Genomic DNA, 21,298 nt, shown 5'->3' with positions numbered 1-21,298 from the left:
AAATGGGGTGTTTTTTTACACAAAATCAATTTGCATATATTGTTCAAGTTTAGTTGTACTTAGACAATGCAGCTCATCTAAAAAAGCCACATTAAAAATACCTATACTTTGTGATTTCTGTGCAGCCAATTGACCCGCAATCGCAAAGTGTACATGCGCAGCGATTGTTGCAATTGCGGTGGGTGCAACAGCGCAATAGGCTGCAATGAGTGCACCGAGAGCACAACCTGTTGCAGTCACTTTGGGCTGTAGGGCGCTACCACCACTGACTTTTACAATATGTGGTAAATCATTCGAAATAATAAAATCTGACTCACCAGAAATTGCCACACATGATGTGAATTTGAGTAAAGCGGTTGCAGTATGATAAGTATCTGCACTACTTTGCGTGCTATCTACACCTTTTGCTTTGGTTTCATCTCCTGCAAGGCAAGCAATTTCAGAAGCATTACCACGAATGACTGATGGTACAAAATTAAGGAGCGATTGTGTCATTTCACTGCGCCATTTGAGTATGCTACTGTAACCTACAGGGTCTAATACCCAAGGAATACTTTGCTGATGTGCCGTGGCTGCTGAAATTCTAATGGCTTGCATTTGCTCAGATGTAGGTGTACCAATATTAATGCTGAGCGCATTACTCACTCGAGTAAAGCTTTCAGCCTCATAAGGATTATCTACCATGGCAGGAGATGCTCCACAAGCAAGCAGTACATTTGCAGCATAGTTTGCCGCTACAGTATTGGTAATACATTGTACTAAAGGCGTTTGTTGTTGTAACTCAATCCAAGCTTGGATGATTTGTGTTTTTAAATCATTAATTGCTGTCATGGGAGTACGTACCTTAAATCATTTACTGGGTAAAATAGTGGTCTCTATGCTTGCACTTACGACAAATCATAGAGACATAACTTTGAGCATCATATTCAATATCTAACTCATTTGAACCGCAATGCATACAGCGTTTGTCTGAGTAAAAGCCTAAGCGTGGTGATATTTTTTGCCATAAATGCCATACGGGTTGGCTTAAAATTTTTTGGTCATGATTTAAAAATTTGAAGTAAAGAATTTCTCCCATTTTGTGAAAAGGCAGTTGCTCTGGACGAGGAAAATTGGGTGTTTCCCAGCGCTGTGATATGGCTCTTTCACGATATTGTATAATGGTTTTTTTGAGTCTATGTGTATTAATAAAGCCATCATTTCGTGTTTCTAGTGCATTCTTTTCATGTAAATAAGATAACGCCGTATAGACTAAATGAAATATTTGTTCAACAGCCAGTTGATCTAATAGTTGATAACATAACTGTCTAAATGAGGCATGACCAGCAATTTGAATATTCCATGGTTTACAGGTGAACATACAAAATTGTATCACCTCTTGGTAGAGCATTAAATAAAGCACATCTTTGACTTCATTGCTATCTTCAAAAGGTACACCTTGGCTTAAATTTTCATAGAACCATGCTCTTAGCTGATGTGTAATACTAAATAAGCTAGGCTCTGTGTAGCCATCTAATCGTACATTAATATAATATGTAGCACAGTCATCTTGTTGTTCAGTTAGACAAATAATATCTTCTTTTTCAAGTTGTTTAATTAAAGCATTTTGGAATGATATATTGGGTGAAATAGGGGCATATTTTAACCTATTCCAATCGATATACTCTTTATGTTCAGAGTCTTCTCGTATATTGTCATCGAGTACAGCCAATAAAAAAAGTTTATGTAAAAAAGATATTTTATCTAGACGAGGTGTAGGTCGGTCTTTAACTTTCTTTTTTTTGTACTCTTGAATACGTGTCTCTTTTAAAAGGTTTTTACGCTGTTTTGTGCATCGTTCGCAGTGACAAGTAAAATGCTCACTTTGAAATACACGGTGTTGGCAGTGGCTACACTCGTGAAAATTAAAGTCATGCTCAAGTTGCTCTGCATCGACCCAGTACATTGCAGCTTGGCATAGAGGACATAAGGTACTGCTATCTAATTGTTTTTTGACTACTTGAATAAACACAAAAAACGACTCTGATTTAGACTTAATTTAAAGTATACAAGCCAAACGCCAATAAGTCAGTGTGATTTAATATTTTTGTATGAAACAAAGCCATTTTAAATATATTTAAAATTATTTATCTGATAAGTAATCACATAATCTATAAAATAATCATTTGATATATAAAACATTAACCTTTGAATAGATGAGGAAAGTAATCGCTCAATATGTGTGGAATATTATTTGGAAAAACTGTTTCAGGTGTGTTTTTGAGTTCATTCAAATGCCACCACTGATATTGCTTAATGACGCTTTTCTCATGTTTGGTCCAAGAGTCCATTTTAATGTCATTGTTTTCAATAAAAACAGCAAAAAAATGTTCATCAGCGATCACAGTCTCGGCGCTTGGTAGTTGCATTTCAAAACTGCGTGTGGCGATGCATGGCCCAACATCATTTATACTAAGCCCTGTTTCTTCTAATAATTCTCTACAAGCCGCTTGTTGGAAAGTTTCATTGGTTTTGACACCACCACCGACAGTTGCCCAGTAGCTTTGTCCTGCTAAAGCATCTGTTGTGTGACAAAATTTAAAAAGCAATATTTCTAAGTTTTTATTGATAAGTAATACTCTGGCTTATTTTCTAACACGCATAGGAAAGACTCTTTTGTTAATATTTTATTTATTTAGTAGATTGAAATGATAAAAACCAATGAAGTGATTTTATGACTTAATGTACAAGTGTTAATTTTGCTTACAAAAGCACTGTTAGTATTATCGTGCAAAGGATAAAAATTATAAAGTGGTTTAAGTTTGATCTCTTAGAATCTAGTAATAAACATATTCAAAAAACTGTAACTATATGGCATGTTTTTTGTATTTAATGCACAAATCAAAGTCAATTGAGCAGTGATCTATTGAATTTCTAGTGTGACTGCCTCATTAATGACATATATAACGACAACACTTAACAAAAGAAGGTTAAGTTGGTGCAACCAATAGGATCTAATATGAATATAGCTGCAAACCCTGTAGTACAAGCAGATGAAACGGTTTACCTAAAAGACTATCAAAAACCAACATATTTGGTTGAATCAGTTCACTTAGACATACAAGTCTTCGATGATTACACGATTGTTAATAGTGTGCTACATATGCAACGTCAAGCTGAAGGGCCATTGGTATTGCTAGGCCGTGAGCTTGAACTTAAATGTGTGAAAATAAATGATGATGTTCTGAGTGAAGCACAGTATCAGCTAGATACAGAGCAACTGGTGATCTTAAATACACCAGAGAAACTAAAGCTTGAAACATCAGTACATATTCATCCAGAAACAAACACCATGCTTGAAGGTTTATATAAAGCAGGTGATTTATTTGTGACACAAAATGAACCTGAAGGATTCCGTAAAATTACCTTTTATCCAGACCGTCCAGATGTACTGTCTGTGTTTACAACACGTGTAGAAGCAGATAAAAAATATCCAATTCTGCTGGCCAATGGTAACTTGCTTGAAAAAGGCGAAGTGAATGCCACACGCCATTATGCGATTTGGGAAGATCCAACCAAAAAACCTGCGTATTTATTTGCCTGTGTGGTCGGTGATTTAGCTGTACTAAAAGACCACTATGTGACGTCTGAAGGCCGTGATGTGGCTTTAGAGATTTATGCGATTGAAAAAGATATTCCTAAGTGTCACATTGCGATGGAAGCCTTGAAGCACTCTATGCGTTGGGACGAAGAGCATTACGGACTACCGTATGATCTAGACAACTATATGATTGTTGCTGTAAGCCAGTTCAATATGGGAGCAATGGAAAATAAAGGTTTAAATATCTTTAATACAGCGTGTGTATTGGCAGATGAAGAATACACCACAGATGGTGCGATTATGCGCGTACAATCGGTGATTGCACACGAATATTTCCACAACTGGACAGGGAACCGTATTACGTGTAGAGATTGGTTTCAGTTGTGTTTAAAAGAAGGCTTAACTGTTTTCCGTGATCAATCATTCTCGGAAGATTTACAGTCAGCGGCTGTACAGCGTATTGATGATGTATCTGTATTGAAATCACATCAATTCCCTGAAGATGCAGGCCCGTTATCACATCCACCGCGTCCAGACCACTTTGTAGAAATTAATAACTTTTATACTGCCACTGTGTATGAAAAAGGTGCTGAAATTAACCGTATGATGGCGACTTTACTGGGTAAAGCCAAATATCGTGCGGGTACAGATGAATACTTCCGCCGTCACGATGGTCAAGCCGTTACAGTAGAAGATTGGATTACTTCATTATCAGCAGGTTCAGGTGTTGATTTATCTGCATTTTTACGTTGGTATAATCAACCAGGTACGCCAACACTACATGTTCATGCAGACTACGATGCTACGGCGAAAACATACCAGCTTAGCTTTAAGCAAAGTCTAAAAGCCAATGCAAAATATCCTGATTTAAAAGCTGTACCGATTCCTGTTGCAGTCGCATTGTTTAATCCAAATACAGGTGAGCAATATACGTTGCATTCAAGTGACTTATTTGAAAATCACGTACAAGATGGCATGTATTTATTTGATCAAGATGAAGCAAGTATTGTTTTTACAGATGTAGCGCAAGCACCTGTTGTATCTCTATTGCGTAACTTTTCGGCGCCTGTGAACTTGGTCTTTGATTATTCAGATGATGCACTGGCATTTTTAATTCAACATGAAACCAATGGTTTCAACCAATGGCAAGCAACACAAACCTTGCTTGAACGTATTTTACTCAATGGTCACGCTGCACAAAGCTATATTGATGCGTTAAAGCATACTTTACCTGCGGTAGTGAAGAAAGATCCGTTACTGGCCTCTCGTTTGCTTGACGTACCTTCTGAAAATTATTTAGCTAGTCTTATAGATAATAACTATTCACCAGAGCATGTGAAAGCAATTCGTAGCCAATTAATTCAAACTGTTGCTGAAGCGATGGGTGAGTTTTGGAAAGACACTTATAAATCGCTAGATCCTGCAAAGCAATCTGAGTTTTCACAAGCGATGGGTGAGCGTGCTTTAAAAAATATTATGCTGAGCTATATGGCGACTCAAAAAGACAAAGAGGTCTTTGATTTGGCATTTGCACAGTTTAGTGACAGTAAAAACATCACTGAGCGCTTGGGCGCATTAAAAGTTTTGGTTTGGTATGATGCACCACAAGCGACGGATGCCTTGGCAACATTCTATACACGTTTTAAAGATGAACCTTTAGCACTTGATCAATGGTTTATGATTCAAGCAGCACATCCAAACTTAACAGAAGCGCAGTTAAAAGCATTGGCTACTCATCCAGATTACGACTTAGGTACACCAAACCGTATTCGTGCAGTGATTGGCGGTTTGAATAGTCGTCCTGTCAATGCATGGAGTTTTGGTGTACAACATGCCGTTGAGTTGGCGAAGTATTTAGACGAGAAAAACCCAATTATTGGGTCTCGACTATTACAAGCCTTGTCACGTTGGTATACGCTTGCAGAGCCAAAACGATCTGAAGTGTTGCAGGCGTTAAAAGACGTGCAACCAAGTATCCGTTCAAAAAATGTATCGGAAACACTCAGTAGTATACTGAATGCATAAGCAAATTTTTAAAAACCGTATCACGATGTGATGCGGTTTTTTTTAATATTATTAGGATGAGCTACAATGAACAGTACACAACTCATCAATGAAATAGATAAATTAAAACTTCCAATACATGAATATATTGTTGTTGGGGGCGGTGCTTTAGCCATTAGGGATATTCGAGAGACTTCTGATATTGATATTGTGGTAACGCCAAAACTATTTGAAGAACTAAAAAATAATCCTGATTGGATTTATAAGGTACGTCCAAATGGAAAACCTAAGTTATATCATCATGTGGCTGAAATTTACCTTGATGTAAATACTGAAAGCTTCTCATTAAGCACCAGTGAATTATTTGAACATGCCGATATTTTTCATGAAGTTCAGTTTATTGATTTACACACTTTAGCTAAATTTAAAAAGCACTATGGACGAGAGAAAGATGCTCAAGATCTCGAGCTAATTTATGTAGCATTAGGGTATATATTAGATTGAGATCATGAAAATATAACTGTTATATTTTGAAATAAAAAGAATTTTTATAGATAAAAGATATGCTGTTTCGCTGAAAAGGAATCATAAATAAATGAAAAAAACATCTATTTTAGGGTATACAGATTATCATTTTGACTGTGTTGTTAAATTTGGAGGAAGTTTACTCCTAGAACACGACAAAATGTACTCTGCTATTCAGTCTTTAGAACTGTGTAGACAGCATGGTAAGAAAATACTAGTAATACCAGGGGGTGGTCCAACAGATAAAACCATTGAAAGTATTAATAAAAAATTTCCATTGTCCCCTGAAACGCATCATGCGGCCTGTGCAAGAGCGCAAGATCAAACGGGGTTATTCATTTGTGATAAAGTTTTTAGCCAATTTTTACGGCCATGCACGACACTTTCTGAAGCTCGGTGTATCTCTGAAGAAGGGTTTATTCCAGTAGTCTTGCCTTCAAAAATTATTTTTGCTATGGATCCCTTTGAAAAAACTTGGGATATTACATCTGATGGCATCGCAGTTTGGTTTGCTTGGGCTGTACAAGCGCCAATCACCATGATTTTAACCAATGTGGATGGCATATTTCCTATAAATTCAGACTTTTCAAATGCAATTCCTATTCAAAATATTTCAGCAAAAGACCTGCTTACATTAGGTCATACTTCTGTAGATAAGTGCGTTCCAGATTTTATTTCAAAACGAGGCGGTAAAGTTTGGGTTGGAAGTGGGTTTTATGAAGATCGGCTATATAAAGCTTTAATTGGAGAAGATGTTTTGGGAACCTTTATTTTTTAAGATCTACTCATTAGATGTATAGTTTCAAATGCTAAACCTATAAATAAAAGGAAGTTTATCTACAATGATAAATTATGCTGATCTTTCTTTAGAATTAATCACTGAGTTTCAACTCAGCCAAGAAACAAAAGAGCAAATAGCCATATTGTTACATGTTGCGTTTCCAGAAGAAGACTTTCATGGTCGGCACTATTTTAAACAACTTCCACATAGTCGATTTTTGTTGAAAGATCATACTCAGTTGGTTGGTCAAATTGGTCTAGATTTTCGTGTAATGACGTTAAATAAACAGCCCATTAATGTATTGGGTCTGATTGATTTTGCAATTGTACCGGCATTACATCATCAGGGTTTAGGTACATTTTTACTTAAATCATTAATAGAGCAAGTCTCTGTATTGAGTGACAATATTGATTTTTTATTGTTATCGACAGATAAGCCTGATTTTTATGAAAAATTTGGTTTTAGATTAACTAGTCAATATGTAAAATGGCTCGTTACAGAAGAGCATGTAAATTATGGTATGAAAGAAGAACATGTTGGACATTGTTTGATGTATAAACCATTGGCTAACAAGGAATGGGTTGAAAATAGTGTATTAGAAATGATGGGATATTGGTATTAATAACATCTTGTTAAATATTTAACGATAAATAATATTTAATTTTCGGAGATATAGGTGAGCAGAGCATTACTGATTATAGATATGCAAGTTTTTATTGAAGAAAGAATACAAGCGGGCGTTGCTTTTTTTCCACCAAATGCCATAGATAATATGGTTTATGTACTTCATAAATTTAGAGAAAATAACGTGCATGTTGTACATGTCATGCATGAAACAGTTGAAAAGGGAAGCTTTTTACATAAAGAGGCGACCTCTTACCCAATAATTTCTAAGTTTCAAAGTCAAGCAAGAGAACCAGTTTTTATTAAAAATACATCATCTGCATTTGTGTCAACCGATCTTGCTGATCACTTAAAGCAAATACAGGTGGATGAAATTATTGTAATTGGTGGTGTCACAGGCTTTTGTGTAAATTCAACCATACGACATGGTGCTGATTTAGGCTTTAATATGTGTGTTGTTAAAGATGCGACCATCAGCTTTGATTTAGCAACTGATGGCTTAGATGCCGAGATCATTCACAATACAACAATATCTTTACTTGATGCTGACTTTGCCAAAGTACTCTCGATGCAAGAGGTTTAGTGAGCAGATGGTTACTATGCACTTAATGTGATCCCCATTTTTTATATTCAAGAACTACATATAGAGATAAAGATACAAACCAATGCTGTTTTTAAACAGAACTTTATCTATATTTAAGATTTAATAGAATAACGATATATGAAATGTGATGCGGAGTAGGAAAATGAAAAAGAAAAACTTACTGTTTGCAACAGTGGCAATTGGCGTAGGCGTGGTGCTATACCGGAAAAAGAAAAGTAAATCGGTTACGCATACCCCTCAAGCAATAGAAAGTGTTGATCTTTCAAAATACTTAGGACAGTGGTATGAGATTGCTCGATTACCGAACTATTTTCAAGATCGGGCCAGTTATAATACATCGGCACATTATGCGCTGAACCCAGATCAAACCATTGCTGTAACTAACCGTTGCATAGATAAAAAAGGCCGTAACAAAACAGCGAAAGGTACCGCATTTGTTCAAAACAAAGGCAACAGCCAACTTAAAGTGAGTTTTTTACCAAAATGTTTGCAGTGGTTACCTTGTACAAAAGGTGACTATTGGGTTTTACGTTTAGACGAAGACTATCAAACCGCGCTGATTGGTGATGGTCAACATAAATATTTATGGTTATTGGCACGCACACCTGAAATTTCAGAAGAAACGCGCCAATCTTTTTTAGATACAGCGATTGAACAAGGTTATGACTTATCATCTCTCATTGTTGGTGAGCATCGTTAAACCACGTTATTAACTCTGTTCATTGAGCAATGTATGTAAAATACTCGAGAAGTTAATGGCAGGTTGACAATGGTAGTCGTGCTGATGAGCTAGACCTAAACTGACTTTTGTGGTGTCTGGATGCAAAGCTTTATAGCGAATGCCTTTTATATTGACTTGTTGGGTTGTTTCAGGAACCAATGACACACCCAAATTAGCTGCAACAAGCGATAGAATAGATACAATTTGTGGTGCACTTGGGCCAAATATAGGCTCAAAGCCACTTTGTTTACAGGCATTAATGGTCGCATCGTGTAAGCCTGCGCTCACTTCGTATGGTGATACAATAAATTTTTGGTCTTTGAGTGAGCTGAGTAAAATGTAAGGCTCGCCCGTACAGGGTGTGTCTTGATGAAGTACAGCAACTAAATTTTCATAAACAAGATGTTGAATGCAAATATCTGAAGGGTAGTTGTGAGGTGTACGAATTACAGCAATATCTAATTCATTATTTGCAACATCATCTATTAATAATAATGAGTTTGCTTCTTTTAAAATAAGATTGACATTAGGATACTTTTTTTGAAAGGTATAGATTGCTTGTGGTATGAGTGGGTTTAATATAGCTGTACCAGTAAAGCCTAACCGTAATTCCCCCATATCGCCATTTGCAACGCGTTGCGTTTGTTCTATGGCCGATAATAGTTGTGCTTCAATATTCGCCACAGACTTTAAAAACACTTCACCTGCAGCCGTAAGTGTTGCACCTTGCGATGTACGATAAAATAATTCGCTACCAATTTCTTCTTCTAAATGTTTGATTTGAATACTTAAAGGTGGCTGACTAATCCCTAGCAGTTGTGCTGCTTTTGAGAAATTATGTGTTTTTGCCACAGCCATAAAGTATTTTATGTGACGTATTTCCATATTTAAAAAGTATAGTTCTATGATGTCTAATATATTATACATATATATTTCAAATTGTTACCATATTTCACATCTAATATATATTTTGTGATCATTTAGGCACATCATGAAAACTCAGTCAGCGACAGATTCTCTGGAGCAAAGTACATCAACACCTATTCAAAATGACCGCCCTTATGAGGGTATTAGCTGTGGAACAACAGACTATCAAAAAGCTGGAATATCTATATTCTTATTAGGCTTTGCCAGTTTTTCTTTAATTTACTGCGTACAACCTTTATTGCCTGAATTTACACATGCTTTTGGTGTAACAGCAAGCACTAGCTCATTGGCTTTGTCATTAACCACAGGGTTTTTAGCATTTTCTATTGTATTATCTAGTGCATTTTCGCAAGCTTTAGGCCGTAAAGGGCTTATGTTTTGTTCTATGGGGCTTGCCGCATTACTCAATATTTTATGTGCAATTTCCCCAAGTTGGAATTTAATGCTTGTTGCACGAGCAGTTGAAGGGTTTATTTTGGGTGGTGTGCCTGCGGTTGCAATGGCGTGGATTGCTGAAGAAATAAACCCAAAACATTTAGCACGCACAATGGGCTTATATATTGCAGGTACGGCTTTTGGCGGTATGATGGGCCGAGTAGGCATGGGCTTAATGACAGAGTACTTCTCATGGCGAGTTGCTATGGGTATTTTGGGTATAATTTGCTTTATGTGCTGTGTAGGCTTCTTTTTTCTACTGCCTGCATCGCGTAATTTTGTTGCTAAAAAAGGGATTAATTTTAATTTTCATTGCCAAGCATGGGCAACGCATTTAAAGAATAAAGTTCTCGTCACCAATTATGTGATTGGCTTTTTAGTGATGAGTATTTTCGTTACATTATTTAACTACGTGACGTTTAGACTATCTACTGCGCCTTATGAGCTGACTCAAACGCAAATTAGCATGATTTTCTTGTCTTATAGTTTTGGTATTGTATCGTCTACACTTGCAGGCTATATGGCTGATAAATTAGGTCGTACACCTATTATGTGTTTAGGTTTTTTATCTATGCTCATTGGTGCGCTAATTACATTAAGTGGTCATCTATTTGCGATTATTATTGGTGTTGCTTTTGTTGCAACAGGGTTCTTTATTGCACATGCAATGGCAAGCAGTAATGTAAGCTCAACCGCTAAAACCAATAAAGGGCATGCCTCTTCTTTATATTTACTATTTTATTATTTAGGCTCAAGTATTGTGGGTTCTTTTGGCGGTGTATTTTGGCAACATGGTGGTTGGCCTGCAGTTGTTGGGTTAAATATTGCATTATCAATAATTGCATTATGTTTAATTTGGCGAGCGGTCAAGGTTAAAATTTATGAATGGTAAGCGATAACAGTCTATAAAAGGCCACACATTATGTTGTGGTCTTTTTTATACAGTCATAAGTGAGTGATTAAACCATTAAATAAAATAAATAAAAAAATTATTTTAGTATATTAAATGTAGTATTTGGAAGATGGATTGATTTTAAGTGACAAGTTTTAGAAACCATATCAATTTAAATAAATGTCAGCAAATTAATATGGTATAGGTCTATATATACAGGTCTGTTTACAGATTACTCATCGCGAGTTTGATACCGAAACCAATAAATAAACATCCTACAATCAAAATAGAAATACTGGTTAGGCGTAAGTTTTTAGCAAAGTAGCTTGAAAGTTTGACCCCAGAAAAAATCAATAAAGTTAAATAAGTAATACTAATGGCTTCTAGAATTAGAGATAACACTAAAAAGCTCAATAGAGGAGAGTCATGCTTAGGATCAACAAATTGAATAAAAAAAGAGAGGAAAAATAAAATGGCTTTCGGGTTAAGTAAGCTAATGGTAAGTGCAGTTTTATAAGGTGTTTCTTTTCTGTTAGTGACATCAAAGGAAATTGTTTCGCGAGCAACAGGGCGATTTCTATTTTTCCAAGTGGTTATGGCATGTTTAATAAGCTTAATACCCAGATAAGATAAATAAATTGCACCACCACTTTTTAAAATTAAAAATAAAATTGGAAAATTATGTAATAAAGAGGCTGCTCCAAAAATTGTTGCTAAAATGAGAAAGAAATCGCCAGAAATGACACCAAAAGCCGCTTTATATCCCGCTTTAATACCATATTTGGAAGCAATAGATAAAATATAAAAAGAGTTTGGGCCAGGCAGAATAATAATCATGACTGTACCAATAATAAACGTAGATAAATTAATGATACCTAGCACGGAAAACCCCTTTTTTATTGAAATGAAAAACCGACACTGTAAAAGTATCGGTTTATATACTGCTTATATTAAATGATTTATTTTTTAATTTCAGCACTTACGCCCAATGATTGATGTAGTAGTTCGCTTAATTGCTCTCTAGCTTTAATAAATCCATCAATACCAGATTGCAATAATTGAAATGCCATAAGATCATGTTCGAGTTGTTGTTTAAACTCAGTTTCATTTATTGCAGTGGTTGTTTGTGTTGCAGATGTAGGCACGCTGAGTTGTTTTTCTACAGGAGTTGTTTCTTTCTCAAGATCAGCCAAAATACTTGGTGAAATTGTCAATAGGTCACAACCTGCAAGGCCTAGTACTTGTGCTGTGCTACGGAAGCTTGCACCCATAATTTCAGTAGGAATACCATGTGTTTTATAATAGGTGTAAATTTCTTTTACAGATAAAACACCTGGATCTTTCTCAATTGGATAGTCTGAAACATTTTCAGCTTTTTTATACCAATCTAGAATACGGCCAACAAATGGTGAAATCAATTTTACATCTGCATCTGCACAGGCTTTTGCTTGATGTAAACCAAATAATAATGTCAAATTACAATCAATACCTTCGCTTTGTAAAATTTTCGCCGCTTGAATACCTTCCCATGTCGAAGCAATTTTAATTAAAATACGGTCGGCTGAGACACCATAGCTTGCATAGAGTGCAAGTAGTTCTTTAGCTTTTGCAACAGTAGCTTGTGTGTCATAAGATAAGCTGGCATCTACTTCAGTAGACACACGGCCTTTAATTAATTTTAATATTTCTACACCAAGTTTTACAGTCAAAATGTCAATTGTACGTTCAATGAGTGCATCTGATGCATAACCTTCTGTTTTTGCTTGAGCATATGCATCTTCAATGAGTTGAAGGTTTTGAGGTTGATTTGCCGCAGCAGTAATTAATGATGGGTTAGTGGTTGCATCAAGTGGTCTAAATTGCTCAATTGCAAGTAAGTCGCCACTGTCTACAACAACAGTTGTCATTTGATTGAGTTGAGACAAAGCAGATTCAGTCATACTATATTTCATCATAGAGTCATACGTGGGGTATTTATACCATATTTGAGCAATTTTTTGATGACAATTCAGTGGCTATTTTTATCAGCTCTTTGTTTCTTCACGTAATTTATTAAAAACTGGCTGGCAACACCATGTGCGTGTTCCTTATGCCAAACCAAATCAACAAAGTAATTCAGTTGTTCAGTAAAGTTAATGACATTTAATGTCTGAATTTTTGCTTTCTTTTGGTCTATGTGTTGTAGCGACCTGAGTGGGAGAAATCCCCAGCCTAAATGTTCTTGAATCATAGAAACAGCCAAATGATGCTGATTGGTCCGCCAATACGTTTTAGAAAATAGTAATTCAGGCTGAATATTCAGTTGGCGACTGGTGACCACAATTTGCCGATATTGCTCTAAATCCTGTAAAGAAATTTCTTTAAATTGTGCAAGCGGATGATTTTGACTGACTACGGGTACAATGCTTTCATGAAAAAGTTCTACAAAGCTTTCTCTATAATCTAAAATTTCACGCTCAAATAATAGTGCAAACTGTACCTGATTATGGAGTAATAGTTGCATCGCTTCTTCTTGTGGTGCAGTAAATACATTAATTTCTAAGCTTGGAAAGGTCTTTTCTAGTAATAAAATATATTCGATCCAAGGGGTATAAATGAGTTCAGAAGCAATCACAATATTGAAATGACTTTCTAACCCCTCACTGAGTGCATGTGCATGCTGTTTCCATTGGTTCATTTCACTGAGTAAATATAATGTCTTTTGATATAAGCTGTGTGCAGCAGGTGTGGCAATCGGTTCACGCCCTTGTCGAGTAAATAACTGCATATTTAAATCAATTTCTAAATTTGCAATTGACATACTTACTGCCGAAGGGACTTTACCAAGCTGTCTTGCTGCAGCAGAAAAAGAGCCAAATTGCATAACGGCTTTAAAAATAAGAAGTTGCTCTTGATTAATATTCATCTATCACTATTACTGAAAGTTTCTAACTAGATATATCACTATTATAGAAATAAAATAAGCTCATATTATTAAGATTAAGAGGTTTTTTTAAATGTTTATTTCAAAACGTAGATTGATTCATGCATTAACTTATGAAGTCATTTTACTTGTTATTATTGCTGTTGCATTGAGTATTTTTTTACAAATGCCACTTGAGGTGACAGGTACTCTAGGGATCATTATGGCTGTTACCTCAGTCATCTGGAATATGATTTTTAATTATATGTTTGAAAAAGCTGAACATAAATATAAGCTCAAGAGAACAATTTTTGTACGTATTTTGCATGCCATTGGCTTTGAGGGTGGATTAGTTTTAGCGACTACACCGATGATTGCATATGCATTAAAGATCTCATTGTTTGAAGCTTTCGTATTAGATATTGCGCTTGCACTGTGTATTTTGGTTTATACATTTATTTTTCAGTGGTGTTATGATTTGATTGAGCAACGAATGATGCTTAAACAAAGATCTGAATAGGCTATATTTGAATATGAAAAAAGAGGTGTCTTGAAAAGGCTATTCTACAATGAATAGCCTTTTTTTTTATGTATTTTTGATATATGTATAGCGACATGCTTAAAGTGATCTGAATAAATATAGAGTATGTTCTTTTATAAAATGTCATATGAATATTGGCTTTAGAGGGGTAATAATCAAATGCCTAGAGTAAGCCGTGTATTTAAAGTTTACAAAATGAAAATGCCCCCAAGTAAACTAACTTGAGAGCATTAGATTAAATAATCCATTTAAAATGATGGATATTTAAGTCTTTGATCTAAAATATAATTTAGATTTTACCTACGAGGTCGATAGATGGCGCAAGTGTTGCATCACCTTCTTTCCATTTTGCAGGGCATACTTCACCTGGGTGAGCATGTACATATTGTGCAGCTTTTACTTTACGTAGAAGTTCTTGTGCATCACGGCCAATACCGCCAGCATTTACTTCAACGATTTGGATTTTACCTTCTGGATCAATGACAAAAGTTCCACGGTCTGCAAGGCCTTCACCTTCGATCAGTACTTCAAAGTTTTTAGACAGTGTCCAAGTTGGGTCACCTACTAAAGGATACTGAATTTTTTTAATTTCTTCTGATGTATCGTGCCATGCTTTGTGCGTGAAATGAGTATCTGTAGATACACCATAGATTTCTACGTTAAGCTTTTGGAACTCAGCATAATTATCAGCTAAATCACCAAGTTCTGTTGGGCATACAAACGTGAAGTCTGCTGGATAAAAGAAGAATATAGACCATTTGTTCTTAAGATCTGCTTCAGATACTTCGATGAATTGACCATTTTTGTACGCAGTTGCATTAAACGGTTTAACTTCTGTGTTAATCAAGCTCATAATATGCTCCGATTGATTATGGTTGCGTTTTAATAATTGGTTAAATGGTAAAAAAAATATCTTATACGAGGAAATGGTATTTTTAAATAAAGATTATCGGAAAAATAAATCACTTAGTATATATAAAACCGATAGTGCTTTCACAGTGCCTAAATATCGTGACATGCTGATGAATGACATGGGGCGCTTTTTATTTTTTTCAAGCGATTAGTCAAAAAAAACTTTAAATATAGTCTCTTTATATCGCCCTTAGAGTGGCGTAAAATAGCGCTCTTATGAAATTTATGTAGGGAATAAGTTCAGTGCAGAACGATTTATTAGATGTAGATCATTTAGTTATGGCACGTGACCGACATCATTTAAATCTGTTGGGTAAACAAAAAGGCAAACAATCCGAACAGTATATTCATGCATTTGAACGTTCAAATCATAAAGTCAAAGCACGTGCACAAACAAGGCCACGTATTCGTTTAAATCAAGATTTGCCTGTCACACGTTATGCGGATCAATTGATTACTGCTATTCAAAAAAATCAAGTGATTATTGTGGCGGGAGAGACAGGTTCGGGTAAAACAACACAGTTACCACAAATTGCTCTGCTCGCAGGGCGTGGTCTTACAGGTATGATTGGCCATACGCAACCGAGACGTCTAGCAGCACGTAGCGTGTCACAGCGTATTGCAGAAGAAGTGGGTGAAAAGCTAGGTCAATCTATTGGCTTTAAAGTTCGTTTTAATGAGCAGGGTTCAAACGATGCTTTAGTTCGTGTCATGACAGATGGTATTTTACTTGCCGAGTTGGTGAATGATCGTTACTTATTAAAATACGACACGATTATTATTGATGAAGCTCATGAGCGCTCACTCAACATTGACTTTATTATGGGGTATTTGAAGCAGTTGCTTAAAAAACGCCCTGATTTAAAGGTGATTATTACTTCAGCGACGTTAGATGTAAACCGATTTAGCCAATATTTTAACAATGCCTCTGTATTTGAGGTTGAAGGGCGCAGTTACCCTGTAGAGCTAAGATATCGTCCAATTTCAGAAATGAGCATCGCGAGTAGTGATGACGATGAGTTCGATGACTTTGAAGAGTTATTACCTCGTGCAGTAGTTAATGCTGTAGAAGAGTGTTTTGCAGATGCAGACCGTTCAGGGCACCCAGAACATGCCGATATTCTAATTTTTGCCAGTACTGAGCGAGAGATTAGAGAATTACAAGAAACTTTACAAAAGCATGGCCCGCGTCATACCGAAGTTTTGCCGTTATATGCACGCCTTGCGCTTTCTGAACAACAAAAAATATTTAACCCAAGCGGGCGAGGTCGCCGCATTATTATTGCCACCAACGTGGCAGAAACAGCACTCACAGTACCCAATATTCGCTATGTCATAGACAGTGGTTTTGCACGTATTTCTCGTTATAGTTATCGTTCACGAGTACAGCGATTACCGATTGAAGCAATTTCTCAAGCAGCAGCCAACCAGCGTAAAGGACGTTGTGGTCGTATAGCGCCAGGTGTATGTATTCGTTTATATAGCGAAGAAGACTTTTTAAGTCGTCCCGAGTTTACCGAACCTGAAATTAAACGTACCAATCTTGCTTCTGTGATTTTACAAATGCAAAGTTTAGGTTTGGGAGAGCTTGAGCAATTTGATTTTATTGAACCACCAGATCATCGTTTAGTGAATGATGGGCGTAAGCTACTTATAGAGCTTGGGGCAATGAATGAGAAGAAAACCATACTGACAAAAGTGGGTCAAATGATGGCAAAAATGCCCATTGACCCAAGACTTGCACGTATGATTGTGGGCGGTGCACATTTTGGCGTGTTGCAAGAAACACTCATTATCGTCAGTGCTTTGGCAGTACAAGACCCTAGAGAACGTCCTGCAGATAAACAAACCCAAGCAGACCAAAAACATGCATTGTTTAAACAAGCTGATTCTGACTTTCTATTTTATTTAAAGTTATGGGAAGTGCTCGAAAACAATAAAATAGAGATGAGTGAAAGTAAGCGTAGGCAGTTTGCTCGTCAGCATTTTTTAAGTTGGCTACGTATACGTGAATGGAAACAAACGTATATTCAATTGGTTGCATTGGCTGAGAGTTTAAAACTTTCTATGAATGAAAAGCCAGCCAGTTATGAAAACTTACACCGTGCTTTACTAACAGGATTATTGTCTTTTATTGCCAATAAAACAGATGAAAAAAATGTATATATGGCTGTTAAGCAACAAAAAGCACGTATTTTTCCTGCCAGTACTTTGCATAAAGCAGGTGCATCATGGGTAATGGCCTTTGAAATGGTTGAAACCTCGCAGGTGTATTTGCGAAGTTTGGCTAAAATTGAGCCAGAATGGATTTTACTGGCTGCACGAGATTTATTGAAATATCATTACTTTGAGCCACACTGGTCTAAAAAAACAGGCATTGTGCACTCATATGTGCAAATGACCTTATTTGGATTAGTTATTGAACCCAAACAATTGACTAATTTTGAAAAAGTAGACCAACCTGCAGCACATGAAATCTTTTTGCGAGATGCACTGACTACTGGGAATTTGGGTATTACACCGCCATTTCTAAAGCATAACTTGTTGAAACTACAAGAAGTCGAGAGAGTTGAAGACAAGCTAAGACGCCGTGACTTGGTGGTGGATGAAGAAACCATTTTTCAGTTTTATGCCAGTAAAGTACCGACAGATATTGCGAGTCGAAAAAGTTTTGAAGATTGGCGAGCTACGGTAGAAAGTAAAGATGCTCGCTATTTATATATAGATGAAGAATCACTATGGCAAGATGACCGACCAACTACGCAACAGTTTCCTGATTATTTACAGAATGGTGGTTTACGATTGTCCACCAGTTATCACTTTGACCCAAGTCATGATGAAGACGGTGCAACGGTTAAAATACCACTACAAGCACTGTCACAAGTCGATGAAAATATATGGTCATGGGGTGTTCCCGGTTGGCATTTAGCTTTGATCGAAGCATTACTAAAAACATTACCTAAAGATAAACGCCGTCATATTGTACCTATTCCAGATACAGCACAGCGTTTACTACGTGCAGTCGATGCTATACATTTAAAGCAACATATTTTTAAATATTTGGCGTTTGCGCTGCGTGGCGAGCAAATAACGACACAAGATTTTTCATTTGAGCGTGTACCAAGCTATCTTGTCCCTTTGATTAAAGTGGTTGATGATAAAGGGCGTGTGATTGAAAAAGGGCGTGATTTAGACGAATTAAAAGCCCGTTGCCGTGTTGAAACCCAAAAACCAGTTGTACAAACCAGTGGGGTATTAAGTAGTTTTCCTGAGCAATTTACTTTTGAATCAGCAAAAAAAGTGACAGGTGTGATGGTTAAGCAATACCAAGCGCTTGTACCAGAAAAGTTATTTTCTGAATTAAAATCAAAAGAAGATGCGAACGTAACAGTTCATACTTTACATGATGAATCAGAAGCATTACGTTTACATAAAGAAGGTGTGATTTTTCTGCTATATGCTCAGCTTGGTGACATGGTTCGACAACTGAAAAAGCAAATTAGTAGACCGCTGGCATTGGCTTATTCGCCTTTGGGTGACAAAACACAATTAGAAAATATGCTAGTCTACGCGACTTTAGATAATGTAATTAGCCAAGTTGAACTTCCTCAAACACTTGAAGCATTTCAAAAGCTACAGCAACATTTAAAGCAACAATTTTTGAGTACTGGCCAAGTGGTATTACAACAATTTCATCAAATTTATACGGATTGGCAGTCAGCGAGAACACAACTTGCACGCTTAGATGAGCGTATTTTTGGTGCGAGTATAGATGATATTGAAGATCAGTTGTCATTGATGCAGTTAGATCAATTTGCTTACACACAACCTGTATCATTGTGGCAAGAGTTTCCGCGTTACTTAAAAGCATTACTCATTCGTTTAGAACGTTTGCCTAATAATTTGAGTAAAGATAATGTTGCGATTGATGAGATTGATCCATGGATGGAAAAACTATTTGATAAAAAACGGCCATATACTCATGAGTTTTATAAAATGGTGGAAGAATTTCGGATTTCACTATTTTCTCAGCCAATGAAAACTAAAGTGGCTGTATCTCCAAAACGGTTACAACAGGTATGGAATAAACAGTAATAGGACTTTTGGTATTGTAAGCTGTTAGATATAAGTGTGCTGTTTGTATTGGCTTTAAAGATGCAAAGAGCATCAATATTTAATCATGTATAAAAAAATAGGGAGCTTAAATTGCTCCCTATTTTTTGCTGGTTTGAAAATTAGTCAATTTCAGGATGTTTATCAGCTAAACCTTGACGTTTTTTCTGTAGTGCAATGATTTTCTCATCAATTTTTTCAATACTTTCTTCAAGTGTGCCATGAAATTCCTCAAGCAATTCTTGCGCTTCTTCTTTATTGGTTGCCATTGGCGTACCACCAAAAAGTGGTTTATTGGCTGTCTCTTTTAAATTCCATGCAGTAATAATACCAATCACACCAAATACCATCAGATAGTATGCAGGAATCATAAGGTCTTTTGTCGACTCAACCAAAGCTGCAGAAATTGTTGGTGTTAAGCCAGCCACAATAATTGAAATATTAAAGGAAACAGCTAAAGCACTATAACGAATTGCTGTAGGGAACAATGCTGGTAATGTGGATGCCATCACGCCTAAGAGCATACTTAAGCTTAATGCTAAAATAGTAAGTCCTGCTACAATTGATAGCGTACTACCCGAGTCTAATAGCTTAAATGCAGGATAAGATAAGAAGAGTAATGATAAGCTACCTGCGAAAATAAATGGACGACGACCCCATTTATCACTTAACCAACCAATCAGCGGTTGGACAAATAACATACCAATCATCACTGCAATAATCAGAACCGTACCATGGGCTTCGTCATACTTTAAGTTATGTGTAAAGTAGCTTGGGAGATAGGTCAGCAACATGTAGTAGGCTACGTTGGTACATAATACAATCCCAACAGATAAGAACATGCTACGTTTATATTTTGAAAAAACTTCTTTGAATGAAAGCTTTGTATTTTTTTGTTCAGATTCACTATATTGTTTAAAGGCAGGTGTTTCTTCAAGAGAGTGGCGTAGGTAAAGACCGACAATACCTAACGGTAAAGATAAGATGAATGGAATACGCCAGCCCCACTCTTGGAATCCTTCTTGCCCCATCCATGAGCTCAGCAATGAGACTAAGCCTGCACCAAGTAAGAAACCCGCAATAGATCCAAAATCTAGCCAGCTTTCCATAAAACCACGTTTACGATCTGGTGAGTATTCAGCAACGAATACGATTGCGCCAGTATATTCGCCACCAACAGAAATACCCTGCAAAATTTTAATTAAAAGAAGCAGAATCGGTGCCCAAATACCAATGGTATCGTAGGAGGGGAGTAGACCAATAGCACATGTGCTAGCAGTCATTAATATAATCGTGGTTGCCAGTACTTTTTGACGTCCGTATTTATCACCTAGACGACCAAACAAAATACCACCGAGTGGTCTAAATAAAAATGGTACAGAAAAGGTCGCTAATGCGGCAACCAATTGTACGCTTGGACTAACATTTGGAAAAAATACTTTACCCAGCACATACGCTACATAACCGTATACACCGAAGTCAAACCATTCGATTGCATTACCTAGAGCGGCTGCACGAATGGCTTGTTTTGATTTATTTTGGTCGACAATGCTTACATCAGCAATATCGACAGGCTTTGCCTTTTTTCTAAATCCACGCATGTAATATTCCTAGTCTTAAGGGATTATTTTTTATAGACATCAGAAACTAAGATGAATTTAAAAAACAATCGTTTAGAGGAAAAAATTTTAGACATGACAAGAGAAAATAGGTGCGAAAAATAACATTCAGCATGTA

At 36.4% G+C, this 21,298-nt stretch carries 18 protein-coding genes; 9 read left to right on the top strand and 9 right to left on the bottom strand.

Annotated features, from left to right (window positions below):
* Positions 1-15: 15 nt before the first annotated feature.
* The 3 genes from thiM to BLS38_RS04620 all read right to left on the bottom strand — a co-directional run bounded on the left by thiM (position 16) and on the right by BLS38_RS04620 (position 2,609).
* A complete protein-coding gene (thiM, locus tag BLS38_RS04630) occupies positions 16-831 on the bottom strand; it encodes a hydroxyethylthiazole kinase (protein WP_092747165.1) in 816 nt (271 codons plus the stop codon).
* Between the two features lie 22 nt (positions 832-853).
* The gene (locus BLS38_RS04625) at positions 854-2,011 is read right to left on the bottom strand and encodes a hypothetical protein (RefSeq protein WP_171258534.1); all 1,158 of its coding nucleotides are present in this window, start codon (positions 2,009-2,011) and stop codon (positions 854-856) included.
* 169 nt (positions 2,012-2,180) lie between these two features.
* Positions 2,181-2,609: an NUDIX hydrolase gene (locus BLS38_RS04620; protein ID WP_244518186.1), complete on the bottom strand. Its 429-nt coding sequence runs from the start codon at positions 2,607-2,609 to the stop codon at positions 2,181-2,183.
* A 389-nt stretch (positions 2,610-2,998) separates the two neighbouring features.
* Between BLS38_RS04620 and pepN the strand changes: the two genes are divergently transcribed.
* The 6 genes from pepN to BLS38_RS04590 all read left to right on the top strand — a co-directional run bounded on the left by pepN (position 2,999) and on the right by BLS38_RS04590 (position 8,818).
* A complete protein-coding gene (gene pepN, locus BLS38_RS04615; RefSeq protein ID WP_092747164.1) occupies positions 2,999-5,605 on the top strand; it encodes an aminopeptidase N in 2,607 nt (868 codons plus the stop codon).
* A 66-nt stretch (positions 5,606-5,671) separates the two neighbouring features.
* On the top strand, positions 5,672-6,088 hold the full coding sequence (locus tag BLS38_RS04610) for a zinc ABC transporter substrate-binding protein (RefSeq protein ID WP_092747163.1): 417 nt from the start codon (positions 5,672-5,674) through the stop codon (positions 6,086-6,088).
* A gap of 91 nt (positions 6,089-6,179) precedes the next feature.
* On the top strand, positions 6,180-6,887 hold the full coding sequence (locus BLS38_RS04605; RefSeq protein ID WP_092747162.1) for an amino acid kinase family protein: 708 nt from the start codon (positions 6,180-6,182) through the stop codon (positions 6,885-6,887).
* A gap of 64 nt (positions 6,888-6,951) precedes the next feature.
* Positions 6,952-7,512 (top strand): GNAT family N-acetyltransferase, encoded by a 561-nt coding sequence (locus BLS38_RS04600; RefSeq protein ID WP_092747161.1) that lies wholly within the window; start codon positions 6,952-6,954, stop codon positions 7,510-7,512.
* Positions 7,513-7,566: 54 nt separating this feature from the next.
* On the top strand, positions 7,567-8,097 hold the full coding sequence (locus BLS38_RS04595) for an isochorismatase family protein (protein WP_092747160.1): 531 nt from the start codon (positions 7,567-7,569) through the stop codon (positions 8,095-8,097).
* 163 nt (positions 8,098-8,260) lie between these two features.
* Complete coding sequence (locus BLS38_RS04590) at positions 8,261-8,818, top strand: lipocalin family protein (RefSeq protein ID WP_092747159.1); 558 nt, start codon at positions 8,261-8,263, stop codon at positions 8,816-8,818.
* A 9-nt stretch (positions 8,819-8,827) separates the two neighbouring features.
* Here BLS38_RS04590 and BLS38_RS04585 read toward each other — a convergent pair whose 3' ends face one another.
* On the bottom strand, positions 8,828-9,724 hold the full coding sequence (locus BLS38_RS04585) for a LysR family transcriptional regulator (protein ID WP_092747256.1): 897 nt from the start codon (positions 9,722-9,724) through the stop codon (positions 8,828-8,830).
* Positions 9,725-9,830: 106 nt separating this feature from the next.
* On the opposite strand from BLS38_RS04585, the gene BLS38_RS04580 reads away from it, so the two are divergent.
* Entirely contained in the window at positions 9,831-11,093 is a 1,263-nt protein-coding gene (locus tag BLS38_RS04580; protein WP_092747158.1) for an MFS transporter, read from the top strand.
* A gap of 225 nt (positions 11,094-11,318) precedes the next feature.
* Here the strand turns inward: BLS38_RS04580 and leuE are convergent, their stop codons facing one another.
* The 3 genes from leuE to aceR all read right to left on the bottom strand — a co-directional run bounded on the left by leuE (position 11,319) and on the right by aceR (position 13,998).
* Positions 11,319-11,975 (bottom strand): leucine efflux protein LeuE, encoded by a 657-nt coding sequence (gene leuE / locus BLS38_RS04575; RefSeq protein ID WP_092747157.1) that lies wholly within the window; start codon positions 11,973-11,975, stop codon positions 11,319-11,321.
* A 77-nt stretch (positions 11,976-12,052) separates the two neighbouring features.
* Positions 12,053-13,033, bottom strand: coding sequence for a transaldolase (gene tal, locus BLS38_RS04570; protein ID WP_092747254.1), 981 nt, complete (start codon positions 13,031-13,033; stop codon positions 12,053-12,055).
* A gap of 68 nt (positions 13,034-13,101) precedes the next feature.
* Positions 13,102-13,998 carry an HTH-type transcriptional regulator AceR gene (gene aceR / locus BLS38_RS04565; RefSeq protein ID WP_092747156.1) on the bottom strand — a complete coding sequence of 299 codons (897 nt, stop codon included), beginning with the start codon at positions 13,996-13,998 and terminating at the stop codon, positions 13,102-13,104.
* Between the two features lie 91 nt (positions 13,999-14,089).
* On the opposite strand from aceR, the gene aceI reads away from it, so the two are divergent.
* On the top strand, positions 14,090-14,515 hold the full coding sequence (aceI, locus tag BLS38_RS04560) for a chlorhexidine efflux PACE transporter AceI (protein ID WP_092747155.1): 426 nt from the start codon (positions 14,090-14,092) through the stop codon (positions 14,513-14,515).
* 310 nt (positions 14,516-14,825) lie between these two features.
* Here the strand turns inward: aceI and ahpC are convergent, their stop codons facing one another.
* Entirely contained in the window at positions 14,826-15,389 is a 564-nt protein-coding gene (gene ahpC / locus BLS38_RS04555; RefSeq protein ID WP_092747154.1) for an alkyl hydroperoxide reductase subunit C, read from the bottom strand.
* A gap of 302 nt (positions 15,390-15,691) precedes the next feature.
* On the opposite strand from ahpC, the gene hrpA reads away from it, so the two are divergent.
* Positions 15,692-19,543 (top strand): ATP-dependent RNA helicase HrpA, encoded by a 3,852-nt coding sequence (gene hrpA / locus BLS38_RS04550; protein WP_092747153.1) that lies wholly within the window; start codon positions 15,692-15,694, stop codon positions 19,541-19,543.
* A 140-nt stretch (positions 19,544-19,683) separates the two neighbouring features.
* Here hrpA and proP read toward each other — a convergent pair whose 3' ends face one another.
* Positions 19,684-21,162 carry a glycine betaine/L-proline transporter ProP gene (gene proP, locus BLS38_RS04545; protein WP_092747152.1) on the bottom strand — a complete coding sequence of 493 codons (1,479 nt, stop codon included), beginning with the start codon at positions 21,160-21,162 and terminating at the stop codon, positions 19,684-19,686.
* Positions 21,163-21,298: the final 136 nt, after the last annotated feature.

The sequence above is a fragment of the Acinetobacter boissieri genome, assembly GCF_900096955.1.
GTDB classification, from domain to species: domain Bacteria; phylum Pseudomonadota; class Gammaproteobacteria; order Pseudomonadales; family Moraxellaceae; genus Acinetobacter; species Acinetobacter boissieri.
This window is presented reverse-complemented; position numbering and strand designations above follow the sequence as displayed.

Coding starts and splice junctions, on each gene's coding strand:
- BLS38_RS04580 (WP_092747158.1), top strand. CDS start 9,831: ATGAAAACTCAGTCAGCGACAGATTCTCTGGAGCAAAGTACATCAACA.
- tal (WP_092747254.1), bottom strand. CDS start 13,033: ATGACTGAATCTGCTTTGTCTCAACTCAATCAAATGACAACTGTTGTT.
- ahpC (WP_092747154.1), bottom strand. CDS start 15,389: ATGAGCTTGATTAACACAGAAGTTAAACCGTTTAATGCAACTGCGTAC.
- BLS38_RS04610 (WP_092747163.1), top strand. CDS start 5,672: ATGAACAGTACACAACTCATCAATGAAATAGATAAATTAAAACTTCCA.
- BLS38_RS04600 (WP_092747161.1), top strand. CDS start 6,952: ATGATAAATTATGCTGATCTTTCTTTAGAATTAATCACTGAGTTTCAA.
- thiM (WP_092747165.1), bottom strand. CDS start 831: ATGACAGCAATTAATGATTTAAAAACACAAATCATCCAAGCTTGGATT.
- aceR (WP_092747156.1), bottom strand. CDS start 13,998: ATGAATATTAATCAAGAGCAACTTCTTATTTTTAAAGCCGTTATGCAA.
- aceI (WP_092747155.1), top strand. CDS start 14,090: ATGTTTATTTCAAAACGTAGATTGATTCATGCATTAACTTATGAAGTC.
- proP (WP_092747152.1), bottom strand. CDS start 21,162: ATGCGTGGATTTAGAAAAAAGGCAAAGCCTGTCGATATTGCTGATGTA.
- pepN (WP_092747164.1), top strand. CDS start 2,999: ATGAATATAGCTGCAAACCCTGTAGTACAAGCAGATGAAACGGTTTAC.
- BLS38_RS04585 (WP_092747256.1), bottom strand. CDS start 9,724: ATGGAAATACGTCACATAAAATACTTTATGGCTGTGGCAAAAACACAT.
- BLS38_RS04590 (WP_092747159.1), top strand. CDS start 8,261: ATGAAAAAGAAAAACTTACTGTTTGCAACAGTGGCAATTGGCGTAGGC.
- BLS38_RS04605 (WP_092747162.1), top strand. CDS start 6,180: ATGAAAAAAACATCTATTTTAGGGTATACAGATTATCATTTTGACTGT.